The sequence below is a fragment of the Bradyrhizobium sp. USDA3010 genome, assembly GCF_056429065.1.
On sequence record NZ_JBWJZD010000010.1, the window covers coordinates 138,486 to 155,405 of the forward strand.

The 16,920-nt window shown below is 64.0% G+C and carries 15 protein-coding genes; 6 read left to right on the top strand and 9 right to left on the bottom strand.

The features are described from left to right. Positions 1-14: 14 nt before the first annotated feature. The 7 genes from AC066Y_RS17980 to AC066Y_RS18010 all read right to left on the bottom strand — a co-directional run bounded on the left by AC066Y_RS17980 (position 15) and on the right by AC066Y_RS18010 (position 7,155). Positions 15-854 (bottom strand): aldo/keto reductase, encoded by an 840-nt coding sequence (locus AC066Y_RS17980; protein ID WP_478275036.1) that lies wholly within the window; start codon positions 852-854, stop codon positions 15-17. Between the two features lie 349 nt (positions 855-1,203). After that, positions 1,204-2,106: an SMP-30/gluconolactonase/LRE family protein gene (locus tag AC066Y_RS17985; RefSeq protein WP_478275037.1), complete on the bottom strand. Its 903-nt coding sequence runs from the start codon at positions 2,104-2,106 to the stop codon at positions 1,204-1,206. A 197-nt stretch (positions 2,107-2,303) separates the two neighbouring features. Beyond that, on the bottom strand, positions 2,304-2,729 hold the full coding sequence (locus AC066Y_RS17990; RefSeq protein WP_478275038.1) for a globin family protein: 426 nt from the start codon (positions 2,727-2,729) through the stop codon (positions 2,304-2,306). 81 nt (positions 2,730-2,810) lie between these two features. Further along, positions 2,811-3,605, bottom strand: a complete 795-nt coding sequence (locus AC066Y_RS17995; RefSeq protein ID WP_478275039.1) for an ABC transporter ATP-binding protein — start codon at positions 3,603-3,605, stop codon at positions 2,811-2,813. A gap of 10 nt (positions 3,606-3,615) precedes the next feature. Then, positions 3,616-4,518: a nitrate ABC transporter permease gene (gene ntrB / locus AC066Y_RS18000; protein ID WP_478275040.1), complete on the bottom strand. Its 903-nt coding sequence runs from the start codon at positions 4,516-4,518 to the stop codon at positions 3,616-3,618. 60 nt (positions 4,519-4,578) lie between these two features. Further along, complete coding sequence (locus AC066Y_RS18005) at positions 4,579-5,895, bottom strand: CmpA/NrtA family ABC transporter substrate-binding protein (protein ID WP_478275041.1); 1,317 nt, start codon at positions 5,893-5,895, stop codon at positions 4,579-4,581. Positions 5,896-6,240: 345 nt separating this feature from the next. Further along, positions 6,241-7,155: an intradiol ring-cleavage dioxygenase gene (locus AC066Y_RS18010; RefSeq protein WP_478275042.1), complete on the bottom strand. Its 915-nt coding sequence runs from the start codon at positions 7,153-7,155 to the stop codon at positions 6,241-6,243. A gap of 143 nt (positions 7,156-7,298) precedes the next feature. Here AC066Y_RS18010 and AC066Y_RS18015 point away from each other — a divergent pair, with 143 nt between their 5' ends. The 3 genes from AC066Y_RS18015 (at position 7,299) to AC066Y_RS18025 (ending at position 11,684) form a co-directional block, all read left to right on the top strand. Next, positions 7,299-8,573, top strand: coding sequence for a serine hydrolase domain-containing protein (locus AC066Y_RS18015; RefSeq protein ID WP_478275043.1), 1,275 nt, complete (start codon positions 7,299-7,301; stop codon positions 8,571-8,573). A 232-nt stretch (positions 8,574-8,805) separates the two neighbouring features. Beyond that, positions 8,806-10,263 (top strand): sensor histidine kinase, encoded by a 1,458-nt coding sequence (locus tag AC066Y_RS18020; RefSeq protein WP_478275125.1) that lies wholly within the window; start codon positions 8,806-8,808, stop codon positions 10,261-10,263. A 101-nt stretch (positions 10,264-10,364) separates the two neighbouring features. Then, entirely contained in the window at positions 10,365-11,684 is a 1,320-nt protein-coding gene (locus AC066Y_RS18025) for a dicarboxylate/amino acid:cation symporter (RefSeq protein ID WP_478275044.1), read from the top strand. Between the two features lie 49 nt (positions 11,685-11,733). Here the strand turns inward: AC066Y_RS18025 and AC066Y_RS18030 are convergent, their stop codons facing one another. Beyond that, complete coding sequence (locus AC066Y_RS18030) at positions 11,734-12,045, bottom strand: hypothetical protein (protein WP_143046883.1); 312 nt, start codon at positions 12,043-12,045, stop codon at positions 11,734-11,736. 570 nt (positions 12,046-12,615) lie between these two features. Between AC066Y_RS18030 and AC066Y_RS18035 the strand changes: the two genes are divergently transcribed. Next, positions 12,616-13,011 (top strand): helix-turn-helix domain-containing protein, encoded by a 396-nt coding sequence (locus AC066Y_RS18035; RefSeq protein WP_016844123.1) that lies wholly within the window; start codon positions 12,616-12,618, stop codon positions 13,009-13,011. A 433-nt stretch (positions 13,012-13,444) separates the two neighbouring features. Then, positions 13,445-13,768 (top strand): hypothetical protein, encoded by a 324-nt coding sequence (locus tag AC066Y_RS18040; RefSeq protein WP_171948101.1) that lies wholly within the window; start codon positions 13,445-13,447, stop codon positions 13,766-13,768. 48 nt (positions 13,769-13,816) lie between these two features. On the opposite strand, the gene AC066Y_RS18045 is transcribed toward AC066Y_RS18040, so the two are convergent. Beyond that, positions 13,817-15,583, bottom strand: a complete 1,767-nt coding sequence (locus tag AC066Y_RS18045; protein ID WP_478275045.1) for a carbamoyltransferase family protein — start codon at positions 15,581-15,583, stop codon at positions 13,817-13,819. Between AC066Y_RS18045 and AC066Y_RS18050 the strand changes: the two genes are divergently transcribed. Further along, positions 15,564-16,916, top strand: a complete 1,353-nt coding sequence (locus AC066Y_RS18050; protein WP_478275046.1) for an LLM class flavin-dependent oxidoreductase — start codon at positions 15,564-15,566, stop codon at positions 16,914-16,916. The two genes, AC066Y_RS18045 and AC066Y_RS18050, sit on opposite strands and share 20 nt — an antisense overlap. The last annotated feature ends 4 nt before the right edge of the window (positions 16,917-16,920 follow it).

Genomic DNA, 16,920 nt, shown 5'->3' on the forward strand with positions numbered 1-16,920 from the left:
GTGAATCCCGCGAACTAGAGCATCGGCAGGGAGCGCGGCTTCGGCCCGCGCGGGAACGCCGCGTCGAGCGCGGCGATTTCGTCGCCGCTGAGCTCGAGCGTTCCCGCCGCGGCATTCTCCGCCGCGTGGTCCGCGTTCGACGCCTTCGGAATCGCGAGCACCGTCGGCAGCCGCGTGAGAAAGCTCAGCGCGACCTGGCGTGGTGTCGCCTGGTGCGCCTGCGCGATCGATTGCAGCACCGCTCCGGATTTGCTCGACGCGGAAGGAAAGTCATTGTGGCCGAACGGCGAATAGGCGACCACGGCCACACCATGCTGCTCGCACCACGGGATCACGGCGTGCTCGATGGCGCGCTCGCGCAGATGGTAGAGCACCTGGTTGCAGGCGATCTTGCCCTCGCCCGCGACATCGAGCAGTTCATCCAGATCGTCTGCGTCGAAATTGCTGACGCCCCAGGAGCGGATCTTGCCGGCCGCGATCAATTCGTCGAACGCCGCGACCGTCTCGGCGAGCGGATAGGTCCCGCGCCAGTGCAGCAGATAGCAATCGAGGCGATCGGTCTTCAGCCGCTTCAGCGAGCGCTCGCAGGCAGTGATGGTGCCGCGCCGCGAGGCGTTGCTCGGCAACACCTTCGAGACCAGGAACAGCTCGTCACGGCGGCCGGTGATCGCGTCCGCGATCACGAGCTCGGCGTCGCCATACATCTCCGCCGTGTCGATATGCGTCATGCCGGCGTCGATACCGCGCTTCAGCGCAGCGATCGCCGCCTTGCGGTCACCGCGATCGAGATACCAGGTACCCTGCCCGATCACCGAGACCTGCGGGCCGTTGTTGCCGAATTTTCTTGTCTGCACGGTCGCCTCGTTCTGCGTGGGTCGCCTCTCGCCCAGCGCAAAGATAGTGGAAACGAGAGATCATGTCTCCACATCGTCGTCCCGGCGAAGGCCGGGATCCATAACCACAAAATTCAGTTGTGGGGATTGCTGCGGCCCCAGCGTGTTCCAACAACGTAGATTTGGGGTTATGGGTCCCGGCTTTCGCCGGGACGACAGCAGTTGTTGCGCCGTCTCACGTAATCGCAACGGCGCGGATCCTCCGATCCGCACCCGCAATGCCCGCATTACGCGCGGTCACACGTTGAGATTCGTCCACACAGCCATCGCACCAAGCGACAGCGTGCTTCGTTCCAGCGCCGGTGTGTGACTATCCGTCGAGCCCGCTGATATCGGCGACCAGCACCGTGCCCGTCACCGATTCCGTGATGTAGAGCCGGTCGCGGTTGGCGCCGCCGATTGCGACATTGGTGCAGCTCTGGCCGGCGCAAGACTTGATCCGCGCGATGCACTCACCGTTCGGTGCGAACACGAAGACGTGGCCGAGCGAGGCGTGCGCGACGAACAGCCGCCCGGCTCTGTCCATCGTCATGCCGTCGGGCCCGCTCGGGCCGAACAGCGAGCAGAAGCGGCCGACCTTGGACACGCTGCCGTCCTTCATGAACGGCGCACGCCACACCGCATTGTCGCGTGTCATGGCGACGAACAGCACCGCCTCATGCGGATCGAGCACCAAGCCGTTCGGACTGATGCCGGTGTTGATCAGGCAGTCGAGCTGCCCGCTGGTTTTCAGGCGATAGACGCGGCCGGTCGGATCGTGCAGCCCGGTCTGGCCCTGATCGGTGAAGTAGATGTCGCCGTTCGAAGCGATGTGCAGATCGTTGCAGCCGCGGAACGATTCCGAATTGCGCGAACGCAGCAGCGGCGTGACTTCGCCCGATTTGGCATCGAGCTCCATCAGCCCGTGCCGGTAGTCCGCGATCAGGATGCGGCCCATCGGATCGATCTTCAGCCCGTTCGGCCAGCCATCATATTCGGCGACCTGCGTCCATGACTTGTCCGGCGCAATCCTGAAGATGCGGCCGAACGGAATGTCAACGATGTAGAGATTGCCGGCGGCATCGAACGACGGTCCCTCGATGAAGCAGTCGGTCACCGCGCCCGGCCGGTTGGCGTCGGCCCATTCGCTCGCCACCTTGCGGCGGAATTCGGCCGGCATGGCGGAGAAGACTTCGGTCGGGATCAGTTTCGGCGGCGTTTCCAGGAACATCATTTTATTGGTTCACCCGTTGGCGGAGCGGGTGGACCATAAATCGTTCTGTACGTCATTGCGAGGAGCGACAGCGACGAAGCAATCCACATCTCGGCAAGCGGAGGTATGGATTGCTTCGCTTCGCTCGCAACGACGGGGATGGATATTCAGTTCCTAGCGGAACCGATTTCGCGCGGCGTGGGCCGCCGACGACCGCCCTACTCCGCCGCCTGCGCGCTGCCGTAGGCTTCTGAAATCATGTAGCCGGACAGCGTGCCATAGGCCGCGGTCCATGCGGCAGCGACGTCAGGCGTCCAAGCTTCGCCGAGGCCCTTTTCCAAGGTCCACAGCAATGCGCCGCCGACCACCGGATAATGTTCGGGCCTGGCGCCATAGCCGACATGGCGCTTGGCAAGCGCGCTCGCGGCGGGAAGCACCGACGGCAGATTGCTCAATCCGTTGACGACGACGGCAAGCATTCCCATCAGCTCCTTGCGCTGCTCGGTCATATCAGAGGGAAACATCGCCTTCACGCCGGGCGCGACCTCGAACAGGCGGTCATAGAAGATCACCGCCGCCTGCTCCGAGATCGGTGCGACCTTGGCGAAGGTCTGCTGGACGAGCTTGACTTGGTCTTCCGTCATGTGTGCCTCCGTGCACGCTGCTTCCTCGCCGCGCCATTGCGGCGAGGCCGAAAAAAGCTCTCACGTGAGCGAGGGCGCAGCTCATGCCGCCTCGACGAAGCTGTGGCGCTCGTAGAGGAATTCGAGCACGCGCTGCCGGCATTTCAGGTAGCCGGGGTTGGTCGCGAGCTCGAGCCGCTTGCGCGGGCGCGCCAGCGGCACCTCGAGCACCTCGCCGATCCGCGCGCTCGGGCCGTTGGTCATCATGACGATGCGGTCCGACAGCAGCACGGCCTCGTCGACGTCGTGGGTGATCATCAGGATGGTGTTGCCGAGCTTCTGGTGCAGCGCCATCACCGAATCCTGCAGATGCGCCCGGGTCAGCGCGTCGAGCGCGCCGAACGGCTCGTCGAGCAGCAGCACCTTCGGCTCCATCGCGAGCGCACGTGCGATGCCGACGCGCTGCTTCATGCCGCCCGAGATCTCGCTCGGCCGCTTGTCCTTGGCATGCGCCATCTGCACGAGGTTGAGATTGTGGATCACCCAGGCGTCGCGCTCGGCCCGGGTCTTGGTCCTGGCAAACACCTTGTCGACGCCGAGCTTGACGTTCTCGTAGACGGTCAGCCACGGCAGCAGGCTGTGGTTCTGGAACACCACGGCGCGATCCGGCCCCGGCGAATTGACCTCGCGGTTCTCCAGCAGCACGCCACCATTGGTGGCGCCGGTGAGACCGGCCACGATATTGAGCAGGGTCGACTTGCCGCAGCCGGAATGGCCGATGATCGAGACATATTCGCCCTTCTCGATCGTCAGGTTGATGTCCTTCAGAACCTCCGTGGTGGCACTGCCGCGGGTGAAGGTCTTGTCGATGTGGTCGAGCTTCAGATAGGCCTGCATGACTTGTCCCTCAGTTCGCAGCCGTGCCGCGGGTCACGATCTTGCCCAGCGCCGCGATCAGGCGGTCGAGCACGAAGCCGATGATGCCGACATAGAACAGCGCCAGGATGATTTCGCTGATGTGCGAGGAATTCCACGCATCCCAGATGAAGAAGCCGATGCCGACGCCACCGATCAGCATTTCCGCGGCCACGATCGCGAGCCAGGACAGACCGATGCCGATGCGCAGGCCGGTGAACATGTAGGGCGCGGCCGCCGGGATCATGATCTTGGTGAAGAACTCCAGCGGATTGAGCTGCACCACGGCGGCGACGTTGCGGTAATCCTGCGGGATGTTGCGGATGCCGACCGCGGTGTTGATGATGATCGGCCACACCGAGGTGATGAAGATGACGAAGATCGCCGAGGGCTGGCCGTCACGGAAGGCCGCGAGCGACAGCGGCAGCCAGGCCAGCGGCGGGATGGTGCGCAGCACCTGGAACAGCGGATCGAGCCCGCGCATCGCCCAGACCGATTGTCCCACCAGCGTGCCGAGTGCGATGCCCGCGATCGCCGCCAGCGAATAGCCGTAGGCAACGCGCTGAAGGCTGGCGGAGAGATGCCAGAACAGGCCCTTGTCGATGCCGCCATTGTCGAAGAACGGATCGAGGATCAGCTCCCTGGTGTCCTTGAACACTTTGGACGGCGGCGGCAGGCTGGACCCGGCGCGCCGGCAGATCAGCTCCCACACCACCAGCAGCAACGCGATCACGATCAGCGGCGGCACCACGTGCGCCGCGGTCTCCTTCACCATCCTGGCGTAGGTCTCGGCGCGCGGCGCGCGTTTCGGCGTCATGGTCACGACCGGCGCCGCGGCAACGGCCGGCGGGATCGCCACCGCTGACACTTCGGTCTTCATGGCAGGCATCGACATTGACAGACTATCTCCGTGGTCAGGCGACGGGCCACGCAAGAGAGCGCGGCCCTGTGGGGCTCAGACGTCGACACGCTTGATGGACAGCGACTTCAGGTAAGAGGCGGGATCGGCGGGATCGAACACCTTGCCGTCGAAGAAGGTCTCCTTGCCGCGCGAGGTCGAGGCTGGAATCTCCGATGCCGGCACGCCGAGCTCCTTGGCCGCCTCCTTCCAGAGATCCTCGCGGTTGACCTTGGCGATCAGCGCCTTGGTGTCGAAACCCGCCTCGTACTTGCCCCAGCGGATGTCCTCGGTGAGGAACCAGAGGTCGTGGCTCTGATAGGGGTAGGATGCGTTGTCCTTCCAGAACCGCATCTGCTGCGGCGAGTTCTCGACCACCCGGCCGGTGCCGTAGTCGAACTTGCCCTTCATACGGTCGGTGATGTCTTCCACCGGGCAGTTGATCCACTGCCGCTTGGCGCAGATCGCTGCGGTCTCCTCGCGGTTCTCGGCCTTCTCGCACCACTGCTGGGCTTCCATCACCGCCATCAGCAGCGCCTTCGCGGCCTTCGGGTTCTTGTCGACCCAGGCGGCGCGCAGGCCGAACGACTTCTCCGGATGCTTGTCCCAGAGCTCGCCCGTCGTGATCGCGGTGTAGCCGATCTCCTGGTGGATCAGCTGCAAATTCCACGGTTCGCAGACGCAGAAGCAGTCCATCGTGCCGACCTTCATGTTGGCTACCATCTGCGCGGGCGGCACTACGATGGTCTCGATATCCTTGTCGGGATCGATGCTGCCGGCGGCGAGCCAGTAGCGGATCCAGAGGTCATGCGTGCCGCCCGGGAAGGTCATGGCCGCCTTGACGGCCTTGCCGCCGGCCTTCTTCTTCTCGAGTGCCGGCTTGAACGGCGTGGTGTCGACGCCGATCTTGAGATCGGCATATTCCTTGGCAACCGAGATGCACTGGCCGTTCAGATTGAGCCGCGCCATGATGTACATCGGCGTCGGTTGATTGTTCTGCGTCACCTTGCCGGCCGAGATCAGATACGGCATCGGGGTCAGGATGTGCGCGCCGTCGATGCCGTTGCCCTCGGATCCGAGCACGAGATTGTCGCGCGTGGTGCCCCACGAGGCCTGCTTCTGCACCTCGACGTCGGGCATGCCGTATTTGGCGAAGATGCCCTTCTCCTTGGCGACGAACAGCGGCGAAGCGTCGGTGAGCGCGATGAAGCCGAGCTTGGCGCCTTTCACTTCCGGACCCGCGCCCTGCGCGAATGCACCAGCGGGAAAATTGAGCTTGGCTGCGGCGAGCAGGGCGGCGGCGCCGCCGGTTGCGTTCAGGAGCTGGCGACGGCTGATCGCGCGGCCTCGGGGCTTGTTGGTGGGCTTGGTCATCGGTCGTCCTTTGCGTCGTTGCGTTGCGGTGATGCGGCTGTGCGTCGAGCACCGTTCGTCGGGTGGCGACGCGCGCAGGGCGCAAAAGGGCATGTACCGGGGAGGCCCCGGTTTGGCGGCGTCAGAAATCCGATGGGGTGGCCTCGAGGGACGGCTTCAATGGCGTCGGCACCTGACCATTCAAGCCTTATGCCAAGCTACCGCAGTGCAAAAATCGATTTTATTGCAATGTTTTGCGCAGCTTGTCGCATCGCGCGCGGAGTCTCCGCGCGCTGCCAAAAAATGCGATTCGCCCAATTCTTGGGCGCCGCACATGAATTAAGCAGAGAGCTTGGACGGCAGTGATCAGGCGTCTTCGGCGACCTTGGTGCCGAGCGGCGCCGGCGCCATTCCGCCGCCGGGCTTCACGTGGAATTCGTACGTCATCAGGCTCCACGGGCCATCCGACCGCTGGCCATCGGGCATCACAGGGTCGGTGTGCCGCTCGACCTTGGCGATCAGTTCGTCCTTCACGCCGAACACGACATCGGAATCGATGTACTTGTCGCCTTCGACGAACACATGCGTGATCAGCGGCTCATGGCCCTTGGCGTTGACCAGGAAATGCACATGCGCCGGCCGCATCGGATGCCGGTTGGTCTGCGTGATCATCTGCCCGACCGGACCGTCGGTCGGGATCGGATAGCTGCACGGCACAATGGTGCGGAAGAAGAAGCGACCGTCGGCATCGGTGATGAAGCGCGCCCGCGAGGACGGGCCTTCGGAGGCATAGCTCGGCTTCTGCGAGTCATAGAATCCGTCTTCGTCCGCGTGCCAGACATCGACCGGCACATTGGCCAGCGGCTTGCCGTCGAGATCGGTGACGCGGCTTTGCACGAACATGCGCTCGCCGGGCAGACTTGCCGAGATGTCGGTACCGTGCGGCGTCACCTTGTGCTCGCCGACATAGAACGGGCCGAGCACGGTGGTCTCGGTCGCGCCGTCGCGATCCCTGTGGTTGACCGCATCGACCAGCATCGACACGCCGAGCACGTCGGACAGCAGGATGAATTCCTGGCGGATGTCGGTGCACTTCTGCCCGGTGCGGGTCAGGAAGCCGATGGCGTGGTCCCATTCCTCGAAGGTGAGATCGGTCTTGCGCACATAATCGTGCAGCGACTTCACCAGTTCCTGCAGCAGGAACTTGGCCCGGGGATCGGGCGTCTGGTCGAAGCTGCGGATGACGGCTGTGGTGAGCTCGGTTTCGTTGAACTGGGTCATCTCGGCGTTTCCCGTATCCCTTGAGGGCGCGATTGCAGGGGCGAGCGTACACTACCGGCCCGGTGCCGGTAAGCGGCGGCCGATTGCTGCAGCGGACACTTTTCGGCTATCAAGGCTGCCTCGCCAGCCGGAGAAAATGCCCGATGTTAGCTCCCACGCCTGCCTCGCCCGAATCCGCGGGAATGTCGACCACCGCCCTCAACCGCCTCGAAGCGCATCTGAAGAGCCGCTACATCGAGTCCGGCCGCTTTCCGGGCACCCAGCTCCTGATCTATCGCCGCGGCAAGATCGTGCATTCCACCGTCCAGGGCTTTGCCGATCTCGAGCGCAGGGTGCCGGTGAAGGACGACACCATCTTCCGCATCTATTCGATGACCAAGCCGATCACCTCGGTCGCCTTCATGATGCTGGTCGAGGAAGGCAAGGTCGCGCTCGACGAGCCGGTCGCCAAATACATTCCGGAATGGAAGAACCTCGGCGTGTTCGTCGCCGGCACCGCGCCCGCCTTCCTGACCCGCCCGCCAACGCGGCCGATGCTCATCGTGGATCTGCTGCGCCACACCTCGGGTCTCACCTACGGCTTCCAGCAGCGCTCCAATGTCGACGCGGCCTATCGCGAAAAGAAGATCGGCGAGGTCATCAAGGCCGGCACGCTCGACAGCATGATCGAGGACCTGGCGAAGATCCCGCTGGAGTTCTCGCCGGGTGAAGCCTGGAATTACTCGGTCTCAACCGACGTGCTCGGCTATCTCGTCGGCAAGATTTCGGGCATGCCGTTCGAGCAGTTCCTGAAGGAGCGCATCTTCAAGCCGCTCGGCATGAACGATACCGACTTCTTCGTGCCGGCCGACAAGGCGCACCGCTTTGCCGCCTGCTATTCCGCCGACCCGCAGGGCGGCTTCAACCCGCTCGCCGCCGAGCGCAAGGGCACGCTGACGCTGCAGGACGATCCGGCCACCAGTTCGTTTCTGTCGCCGCCCTCGCTGGTCTCCGGCGGCGGAGGGCTGTGCTCGACCGCGGCCGACTACCTGACCTTCTGCCGCGCGCTGCTCAACGGCGGTGAGCTCGGCGGCGTTCGGCTGCTCGGCCCGAAGACGCTGAAGCTGATGGCCACCAACCATCTGCCCGGCGGCGTCGACCTGCCGGCGATGTCGCGCTCGATGTTCGCCGAAGCCGCCTATAACGGCATCGGCTTCGGCCTCGGCTTCGCCGTCACCATGCACCCGGCGCAGACCCTGATCGCGGGCAGCCCGGGCGAATTCAACTGGGGCGGCGCCGCGACGACATCGTTCTTCATCGATCCGGCCGAGGAGCTGATCACGATCTTCATGACCCAGGTGCTGCCGTCGAGCGCCTATCCGCTGCGCCGCGAGCTGCGCACCATGGTCTACGCCGCGATCACCGAGAGCAATCTCTGACCAAGAGCTCTTTCGCGGCGCACAATTCGTCTGAGCATGATCTTTTCGGAAAACCGCTTCACACTTTTCCGGATCATGCTCTAGGCGCCGCGGAATTTTTCACATTGCCGGTCATTTCCTTTGGCGGACTTTTCCCGCTTCCCCTAAGCTCACCGCGAACGGGCACCGACCCGGGGACATCGTGCCGAAACTGACATTGCCAGTGCGTCTCGCGCTTCTGGTCGCGGGGACGATGTTGCCGCTGATCGTTTTCGCGGTCGGGATCGTCTTCCACAATTACCAGCGGGATCGCCAGGCGGCCACGCAGCGCGTGCTGGAGACGGCGCGCAGCATCCGCTTGCTGCTCGATGCGGAAATGCAGCGCATGACCGGCGGGCTGCAGGTGCTGGCGCTGACCAACTCGCTGCGCAACAGCGACTTCGACAATTTCCGCCGCGTCGCGGCCGGCTTTCTCGACCAGTACGGTAAGGATGGCGTGGTGCTGGTGGCCGACCGCAGGGGACGCCAGGCGTTCTCCTCGCTGACGCCGGACACCGCGAGCCTGCCACCGCGCAGCAATCTCGAGATCGTCGAGAAGGTGTTTGCGACGCGGCAGCCGCAATACTCCAACCTGTTCTTCGGCGAGGTGAAGCAGCAACTGATCATCACTGTCGAGGTGCCGGTGATACGCGACGGCGAAGTGCTCTACGACATCTCCTTCAGCCCGCCGATCGAGGTCTTCCAGGCCATGATCGAGCGGCAGCGCCTGAACCAGGACTGGACCATCTCGATCTTCGACGGCGACGGCGTCAACCTCGCCCGCGTGCCGAATCCGCAGGCGACCATCGGGCAGCGCGCCTCGCCAACGTTGTTTGCCGAGATGTTCCGCCGCAGCGAGGCGACACTGCCGACCGTCTCGCTCGAAGGCGTGGCGCTGATCACGGGCTTCACTCGATCGCGTCTCACCGGCTGGACCGTCGCGGCGGGGATCGCCGAGAACTCGCTGGTGGCGCCCTTGTGGCGCTCGCTCGCGATCACCAGCCTGATCGGCGGCGTCCTGCTCTTGGTCGGCCTCGGCTTTGCGGTGCGGATGGCGACTACGATCGCACGCGGCGAGATGCTGCACGACCTCCTGATCGAGGAGCTCAACCACCGCGTCAAGAATACGCTGGCGATCCTGCAATCGATCGCCACGCAGACCTTCCGCAGCGCGAGCCGCGCCGAACGCGACAAGTTCGAGGGACGGCTCGGCGCACTCGCCGAGGCGCACAATTTGCTCTCGACCGACAAATGGCAGGGTTCCGACCTGCAGGACGTGGTCAGCCGCGTGCTGCGGCCCTATCTGCTGAACGCCTCCGAACGGGTCAGGATGTTCGGGCCGCGCGTGCCGCTGTCGCCCCGGCTTGCCTTGGTGCTGTCGATGCTCCTGCACGAGATGGCGACCAACGCCGCCAAATATGGCGCACTGTTCAACGACACCGGCACGGTGACCCTGGATTGGGAGATCCTCGCGGACGGCCCCGGACCGATGCTCCGGATGATCTGGACGGAGGCCGGCGGCCCACCGGTCGCGGGGCCGGTGCAGCGCGGCTTTGGCTCCCGGCTGATCGAGCGCAGCGCCCGCGACCAGCTCGGCGGCGAGGCCACGGTGGATTTCCTGCCCCACGGCGTCGTCTACACGGTGACCAGCACCCTCGAAGCCGGCGAATGACCGGGCAAGTGGCTCCCAACCCTGCGACATCTTGGCACGCAAGTTGCTAAGATGGGGTGGGATCGGCCGGCAAGAACACCGGCCAAAAACAGGGGGAGTTCATGTCGACCATCGCAGCGGAAGCCACAGTTGCACGCAAGCCGCTCTATACATCGCTGTTCGTGCAGGTGCTCGTTGCGCTGCTGCTCGGCATCATCATCGGCATGGCCGCGCCCGATTTCGCGATCGGACTGAAGATCTTCAGCGATGCCTTCCTGAAGCTGATCTCGATGATCGTGGCGCCGATCGTGTTCTGCGTGGTGGTGCACGGCATCGCGGGCGCCGGCGACCTCAAGAAAGTCGGACGCGTCGGCGTCAAGGCGCTGGTGTATTTCGAGGCGATGACGACGGTCGCGCTCGTGGTCGGCTTGATCCTGGCCTACCTGTTCGGGCCCGGTCACGGCATGAACATCGATACCTCGACGCTGGACGCCAAGGCGCTCGGCAACTATGCCAGCAACGCGCAGAAGCTGAAGGGCGAAGGCATCGGCAGCTTCCTGCTCAACATCATCCCGACCACCTCGTTCGACGCGCTGTCGCGCAACGACGTGCTGCAGGTCCTGTTCTTCGCTATCATCTTCGGCATCAGCCTGGCGCTGGTCGGCGGCGACAAGGGCGAGAAAATCACCTCGTTCATCGACGCGGTCTCGACCGTGCTGTTCCGCGCCATGGGCCTGATCGTGCGCTTCGCGCCGATCGGCGTGCTCGGCGCCGTCGCCTACACGGTCGGCAAATACGGCGTCGGCTCGCTGAAGCAGCTGCTGTCGCTGGTGGCGCTGTTCTACGTGTCGGTCGCGATCTTCGTGCTCGGCGTGCTCGGCGGGGTGATGGCGCTGGCCGGCATCAATATCCTCAAGTTCCTCGGCTACCTGCGCGAGGAGTTGATGATCGTGGTCGCAACCGCATCCTCCGACGCGGTGCTGCCGCAGGTGATGCGCAAGCTGGAACATTTCGGCGTCAAGGATTCGGTGGTCGGCCTCGTGATTCCGACCGGCTATTCGTTTAACCTCGATGCGTTCTCGATCTATCTGACGCTGGCGGTCGTCTTCATCGCGCAGGCGACCAACACGCCGCTGTCGTTCGGCGACCTGCTGCTGGTGCTCGGCGTGTCGCTGATCACGTCGAAGGGCGCGCACGGCGTGCCCGGCTCGGCGATCGTCATCCTGGCGGCGACGCTCAATGCGGTGCCGAGCATCCCGGCGATCGGACTCGTGCTGGTGCTCTCGGTTGACTGGTTCATCGGCATGGCGCGCGCCGTCGGCAATCTGATCGGCAATTGCGTCGCCACCGTCGTGGTCGCGGCTTGGGAAGGTGACCTTGACCGGGACAAGGCCCGGCGCGTGCTCGAAGGCACTGAGGCGGTCGACGTCACCGCGGGCTGAGCCGTGCGACACCGGCCGGCGGCGTCCCGCGCATTGCGCGGGCGCCGGCTTACTTGATGAGCCGCAGATACGGCGGCAACTGCCTGGTCGCCGGTTCCTGCACCGGCTCGTCCGACGCGATCATGTCGCACAGCGCCTTCAACTCGGAATCCGTCACCTTGTGCAGCTCCATCCGAAGCTCGAGGATGGCAAGGGACAACAGCCGCGCCGTCTCCGTGTTCGCCCGGTCAGTCAGAAATGCCTGACATTCTTCCAGGGTTGCCAGCAGCGCCAGCAACCGTTCTTCCGTATTTGCGACCGGCATATCTTCCACTCCCGAAGCTGCGAGGTAGAGTCGAGGTGTTCCCCTCTTCCGCTTCATTTGGCCTCTCCTGCCAGAGTTCGCCGGCTTTCCGTAGGCGCACAATTGTTCCCGATGATTCAGAACTTTTAGGCAATTGTCCAGCAACATTCCGAAAGCCTGACTTGGACTTACGTCAAACTTTTCGCATTGGCGGCGATTCAGTCAAGCAACCGCGAACCGTCGCCGCGACCTCAGGATGCACTAGCTGGGGTTGCATCCATACTAGGACGCTCGTACAATATTGGCTGCCCGTAGAACTACGGGCGCAGTGCATTGCCGCCCAGTAAGCATGCGCGCAAAATCTGTGTCGATCAAACTCGCGCTAGTTGTGGTTTGGTCAATATTTTGCCAAATGTAGAGGGCGGGGTGTCGACAGACACCTTGGTGCGGTCGACTACAGGTAGTCGACCGATTCGGTACTTGGGTGCTTCCAAATGCGCATGTGCGTCTGGATACCATCCCGCGATCTTCTTGGATTTCGTCGTTCGGACGAACTGACGATCCACTCGAGCTTAACGCGGTACATCATGAACGTGTCCCTGACCCGACCGGGCCAGGGATTCTCGATTTGAAGGACGGGTCACGAGAATGAACAGATCAGCAGCAAAGAAGATGAAGCAGCGCAGCGCCGGCAAGCCGGACATTGAGTTGGGCAAGCGGATTCGTCTGCGCCGTGTCGAGCAGAAGATCTCGCAGGCGGAACTCGGCGACAAGCTGGGCGTCAGCTTCCAGCAGGTTCAGAAGTACGAGAAGGGCGTGAACCGCGTCGGCGCCGCCCGCCTTCAGCAGATCGCGACCGCGCTGGACGTGCCGGTGACCTTCTTCTACGACGGCGACAACAAGGCCCGCGAAGTCGAGAGCCTGCTGTTCCTCGACAGCGCGTTCAGCCTCCGGTTGCTGCGCGCCTACAGCAAGATCAAGGATCAGACCGTGCAGCGCCAACTGGTGTCGCTGATGGAATCGATCGCCGCCAACGAAGACTGAACGGCAGCACAGGTACGATCGCGACACCGCGAACGCGATCGACCAGGGCGAGCGGATCGGCCGCGACCGGTCATTGGGATCGCCACGCGCCGGTCGGACCGGGAAGATATCGAAGCGCTGCCATCGGCGATGGCAGCGCTTTTTCTTTGGCCGCGGCAGGCTCAAGCTTTCGTGATCCAGGCGCCCGGCTGCGCATATGCGCGGCCGTTCTAGTTCACGCTCCGGCTGCACATCTCATGCAGCGCATGCGAGCACGATCCGTCGCCATTCTGTCGCGCGGCCAATTGTCGCCCGCGCACGGAGCGACCTCACAACTCCCGCATTTGCTGCGTTGAACCGGCATCGCCAGAACCGAGTGCACCTGCCTGGCTTTTTTGTCGCAGCAACGAAGCGGCCGCATGGACGTTTTCAGGCTTCAACCAAGGAGATCTCAATGAATATCAAGCTTGCCGTTATTGGACTGGCCGCGCTCGGAAGCGCAGCGTTAATGTCCGGTGCGGCATCGGCGATGCCGAACGGGCTTCCGCAGGCCAGCCACATCGCAGGCGAAACGTCCAATGTCGACAAGGTGCGCCAGGTCTGCGATCGCTGGGGCCGCTGCTATTGGCAACCGGGCTACGGCTACGGACCGCGCCATCACGGATGGCATCATCGTCCGCACTTCTACCCCCGCCATCATCACGGGCACCGTCATCACGGCGGACATCATGGTGGCGGCCATCACGGCGGCGGACATCACGGCGGACACCGGCGCTAATCATCAGCGAGGGGGCTTCGGCCCCCTCACCTTTTCGGCCAGTGCCGGCTACATCTGGCCCACGCGGCGGACGAGCACGTTCTCGAGGAAGAGATATTCGATCCCGGTGCCGAGGAAGGTGTCGATGGCCTCGCGCGGCGTGTTGACGATCGGCTGCCCCTTCACGTTGAAGCTCGTGTTCAGCACCATTTCTCGGCCAGTCGCCCGGCCGACCGCCCGCAGCAACGCGTGGAATTCGGGATTGTCCCTGACGCCGACCGTCTGCACGCGGGCCGAGCCGTTGACATGCGTGATCGCCGGCAGCGCGGCGCGGTGCTCGGGGCGCACGTCGGCGGTCATGATCATGTAGGGAAGCTCGAGCCCCTTCGGCACCTCGAACCAGTCATGCACCTGCTCGAGGCTGACCGCCGGCGCGAACGGGCGGAAGGCCTCACGCATCTTGACCATCGCGTTGATGCGGTCGCGCATGTCAGGATGACCGGGATCGGCCAGGATGCTGCGGTGTCCGAGGGCGCGGGGCCCGAACTCCATGCGTCCGCGGTACCAGCCGAGCACGTGTCCGGCGGCGATCAGCCTGGCCGCCGCCGCGCAGGTCTCGTCGAGATCCCGAAAGCGCGTGATCTCGATGCGGCCGACGGTGTCGGCCAGCGCCCTGTAAATCTCGGTTTGCGTGGGTGCGGGGCCGAGGAAGGGGACCGGCATCCGGACGTTCTTCACGCCACTGTCGCGCGATGCCGACCAGAGCGCAGCGCCGAGCGCGGAGCCATCGTCGCCTGCGGCCGGCTGAACGTAGATCTCGTCGAACAGGCCAGACTGCAGCAGGCGGCCGTTGGCAGTGCAGTTGAGCGCGACGCCGCCCGCCATCGCGAGCCTGCGCAGGCCGGTGCTACGGCCGAAATGGCCGCAGATGTGGAGCATGACGCTGTCGAGGCATTCTTGCAGCGCTGCGGCGACGTCGCGATGGTCGTCGGTGACGTCGCCGTCGGGCGCGCGCGCCGGGATCAGATACTCACCGAGATGACGTCGCGTCGCGCCGTAGGTTTCGCGATCATGGCGCTCGGTATTGAGGCGGAGCAGCGGAATCCTGATCAGGCCGTCGTCGCGCAGCTCCACGGTCCGCTCGAAAAAAGCACGGTGGCGGGCGGGATCGCCGTAGGGAGCGAGGCCCATGATCTTGTATTCGTCGGAGTTGAAATCGAAGCCGAGATGCAGCGTCAGCGTGGAATAGAGGATGCCGATCGAATCCTGGGCGGTGATTTCCGCGACCTTGTCGATGGCGTTGTCGTGCGCGTGATAGACGGTGACGGCGTGGATCTCGCCCATGCCGTCGAGGATCACCACCAGGCATTCGTCCCAACCGGAGGTGTAGTAGGCGCTGGCGGCGTGGGACAGATGATGGTTGACGTGGTGGACCTTGCCGGCCGGAAATCCGGGCAGGTGCTCATCCACTTGCGAGAGCAGTTTTTCGCGCGAGAAGACCTCCCTGTATTGCTGGGCGGAGGTCGGATCCAGCATGAACGCGGCCTTGTAGGGCGCATAGTCGAAGCCGTGAGAGATCACGTCGATGTCGGAGGGCTTCAGGCCAGCGGTCTCCAGGCAGTAGCCGATCGCGCCGATCGGGAAATCACTGGTGTGTTTCTTGCGGTTGAAGCGCTCTTCGGCGGCACCGGCGACGATCCTGCCGTTGACCACCAGCACCGCGGCGGAATCGTGGCCCTGTGAGATCCGATATTCACGCTCCTCCAGGCCCGGCCAGTGCTTCCGCTTGAAGGGGATCGAGCTCTCGAATCCACTGATGCCGATTACTTTGGTCATATTCAACAACCCCTGGACGGATCAGGCTCAAGGGAAATTCGAGCAGGTTGCGCGGCATCGTTGCAGAGAAACCGGAGAAATCAAAGGTCCGCAAAAGGTGCAGCGCGCGCCGCCCCGGAATAGTCGACCGGCCATCCGTTCCCATCACTTGACGGAGTACCACCTTTGCGTCGGGGACCTCATGAACGCATCTGCTATCGTCACGCGGTTCTCCACCAACCACGGCGTTGCGACGTCATTTGAACGGAGGTGGATGATGGATACGTTTTCCGACATTCGGTTCGACGTCTTCAGCACGTGCCCGCAATCCGGCGCGGTGCAGGCCGCGGACTATGTCGAACGGGTGCAGGCCGTCGCCCGCTGGAGTGAAGAGGCGGGCTGCAAGGGGATCCTGGTCTACACGGAGAATTCCCTGGTCGATCCCTGGCTCGTCTCGCAGATCATCCTGCAGAGCACGAGGGAGCTCTGTCCGCTGGTGGCGGTGCAGCCGGTCTACATGCATCCGTACAGCGTCGCCAAGATGGTGAGTTCGCTCGCGCACATGTACGGACGCCGGCTCTATCTGAACATGGTCGCAGGCGGCTACACGACCGAGCTTGCAGCGCTCGGCGATGCGACGGCGCACGACAAGCGGTACGCGAGGCTCGTCGAATACACCGGCATCATCAAGCTGCTACTGGAGAACGCCGAACCGATGACGCTCGAAGGGCAATTCCATGCCGTCCGCAATCTGAGGATGACGCCAGCGCTGCCGCGGGAATTGCTGCCCGGCATATTCGTGTCGGGCTCCTCGGAAGCCGGGCTCGCGGCCGCCAAGGCGCTGGGCGCGACGCCGGTGAAGTATCCCAAGCCGGCCGCAGAGTACGGGCAGGCCGACGATGACTGCGTCGGCTCGGGCGTGCGCGTCGGCATCATCGCCCGCGCGAACGCCGACGAGGCCTGGCGCGTCGCGCACGAACGCTTCCCGACTGACAAGAAGGGGCAACTGGCGCACAAGTTGGCCATGAAGGTCTCGGATTCGGCGTGGCACAAGCAGATGTCCGATCTCGCGGCCGAGACGGCCGTCAGCCAGGACACGCCATATTGGCTGGTACCGTTCGAAAACTATAAGACCTTCTGCCCGTATCTGGTTGGTGACTACGGGGTCGTCTCCGACGAACTCGCGCGCTACGCCGCGGCCGGTTACGGGACGTTCATCCTGGACATTCCACCCAGCCGCGACGAACTGGCCCATACGGGCGAGGTCTTCGGACAGGCGCTGACGAAGGCCCGGCGTCTGAAATCATCAGCGCTTCGCGATCCCGGCGCGTCAGGGCCTCGCAGGCTAGGTTAGGCAA

Coding starts and splice junctions, on each gene's coding strand:
- AC066Y_RS18005 (WP_478275041.1), bottom strand. CDS start 5,895: ATGACCAAGCCCACCAACAAGCCCCGAGGCCGCGCGATCAGCCGTCGC.
- ntrB (WP_478275040.1), bottom strand. CDS start 4,518: ATGTCGATGCCTGCCATGAAGACCGAAGTGTCAGCGGTGGCGATCCCG.
- AC066Y_RS18030 (WP_143046883.1), bottom strand. CDS start 12,045: ATGAAGCGGAAGAGGGGAACACCTCGACTCTACCTCGCAGCTTCGGGA.
- AC066Y_RS18010 (WP_478275042.1), bottom strand. CDS start 7,155: ATGACCCAGTTCAACGAAACCGAGCTCACCACAGCCGTCATCCGCAGC.
- AC066Y_RS18050 (WP_478275046.1), top strand. CDS start 15,564: ATGCCGATTACTTTGGTCATATTCAACAACCCCTGGACGGATCAGGCT.
- AC066Y_RS17990 (WP_478275038.1), bottom strand. CDS start 2,729: ATGACGGAAGACCAAGTCAAGCTCGTCCAGCAGACCTTCGCCAAGGTC.
- AC066Y_RS17985 (WP_478275037.1), bottom strand. CDS start 2,106: ATGATGTTCCTGGAAACGCCGCCGAAACTGATCCCGACCGAAGTCTTC.
- AC066Y_RS18025 (WP_478275044.1), top strand. CDS start 10,365: ATGTCGACCATCGCAGCGGAAGCCACAGTTGCACGCAAGCCGCTCTAT.
- AC066Y_RS18035 (WP_016844123.1), top strand. CDS start 12,616: ATGAACAGATCAGCAGCAAAGAAGATGAAGCAGCGCAGCGCCGGCAAG.
- AC066Y_RS17995 (WP_478275039.1), bottom strand. CDS start 3,605: ATGCAGGCCTATCTGAAGCTCGACCACATCGACAAGACCTTCACCCGC.
- AC066Y_RS18015 (WP_478275043.1), top strand. CDS start 7,299: ATGTTAGCTCCCACGCCTGCCTCGCCCGAATCCGCGGGAATGTCGACC.
- AC066Y_RS18045 (WP_478275045.1), bottom strand. CDS start 15,583: ATGACCAAAGTAATCGGCATCAGTGGATTCGAGAGCTCGATCCCCTTC.
- AC066Y_RS18020 (WP_478275125.1), top strand. CDS start 8,806: ATGTTGCCGCTGATCGTTTTCGCGGTCGGGATCGTCTTCCACAATTAC.
- AC066Y_RS18040 (WP_171948101.1), top strand. CDS start 13,445: ATGAATATCAAGCTTGCCGTTATTGGACTGGCCGCGCTCGGAAGCGCA.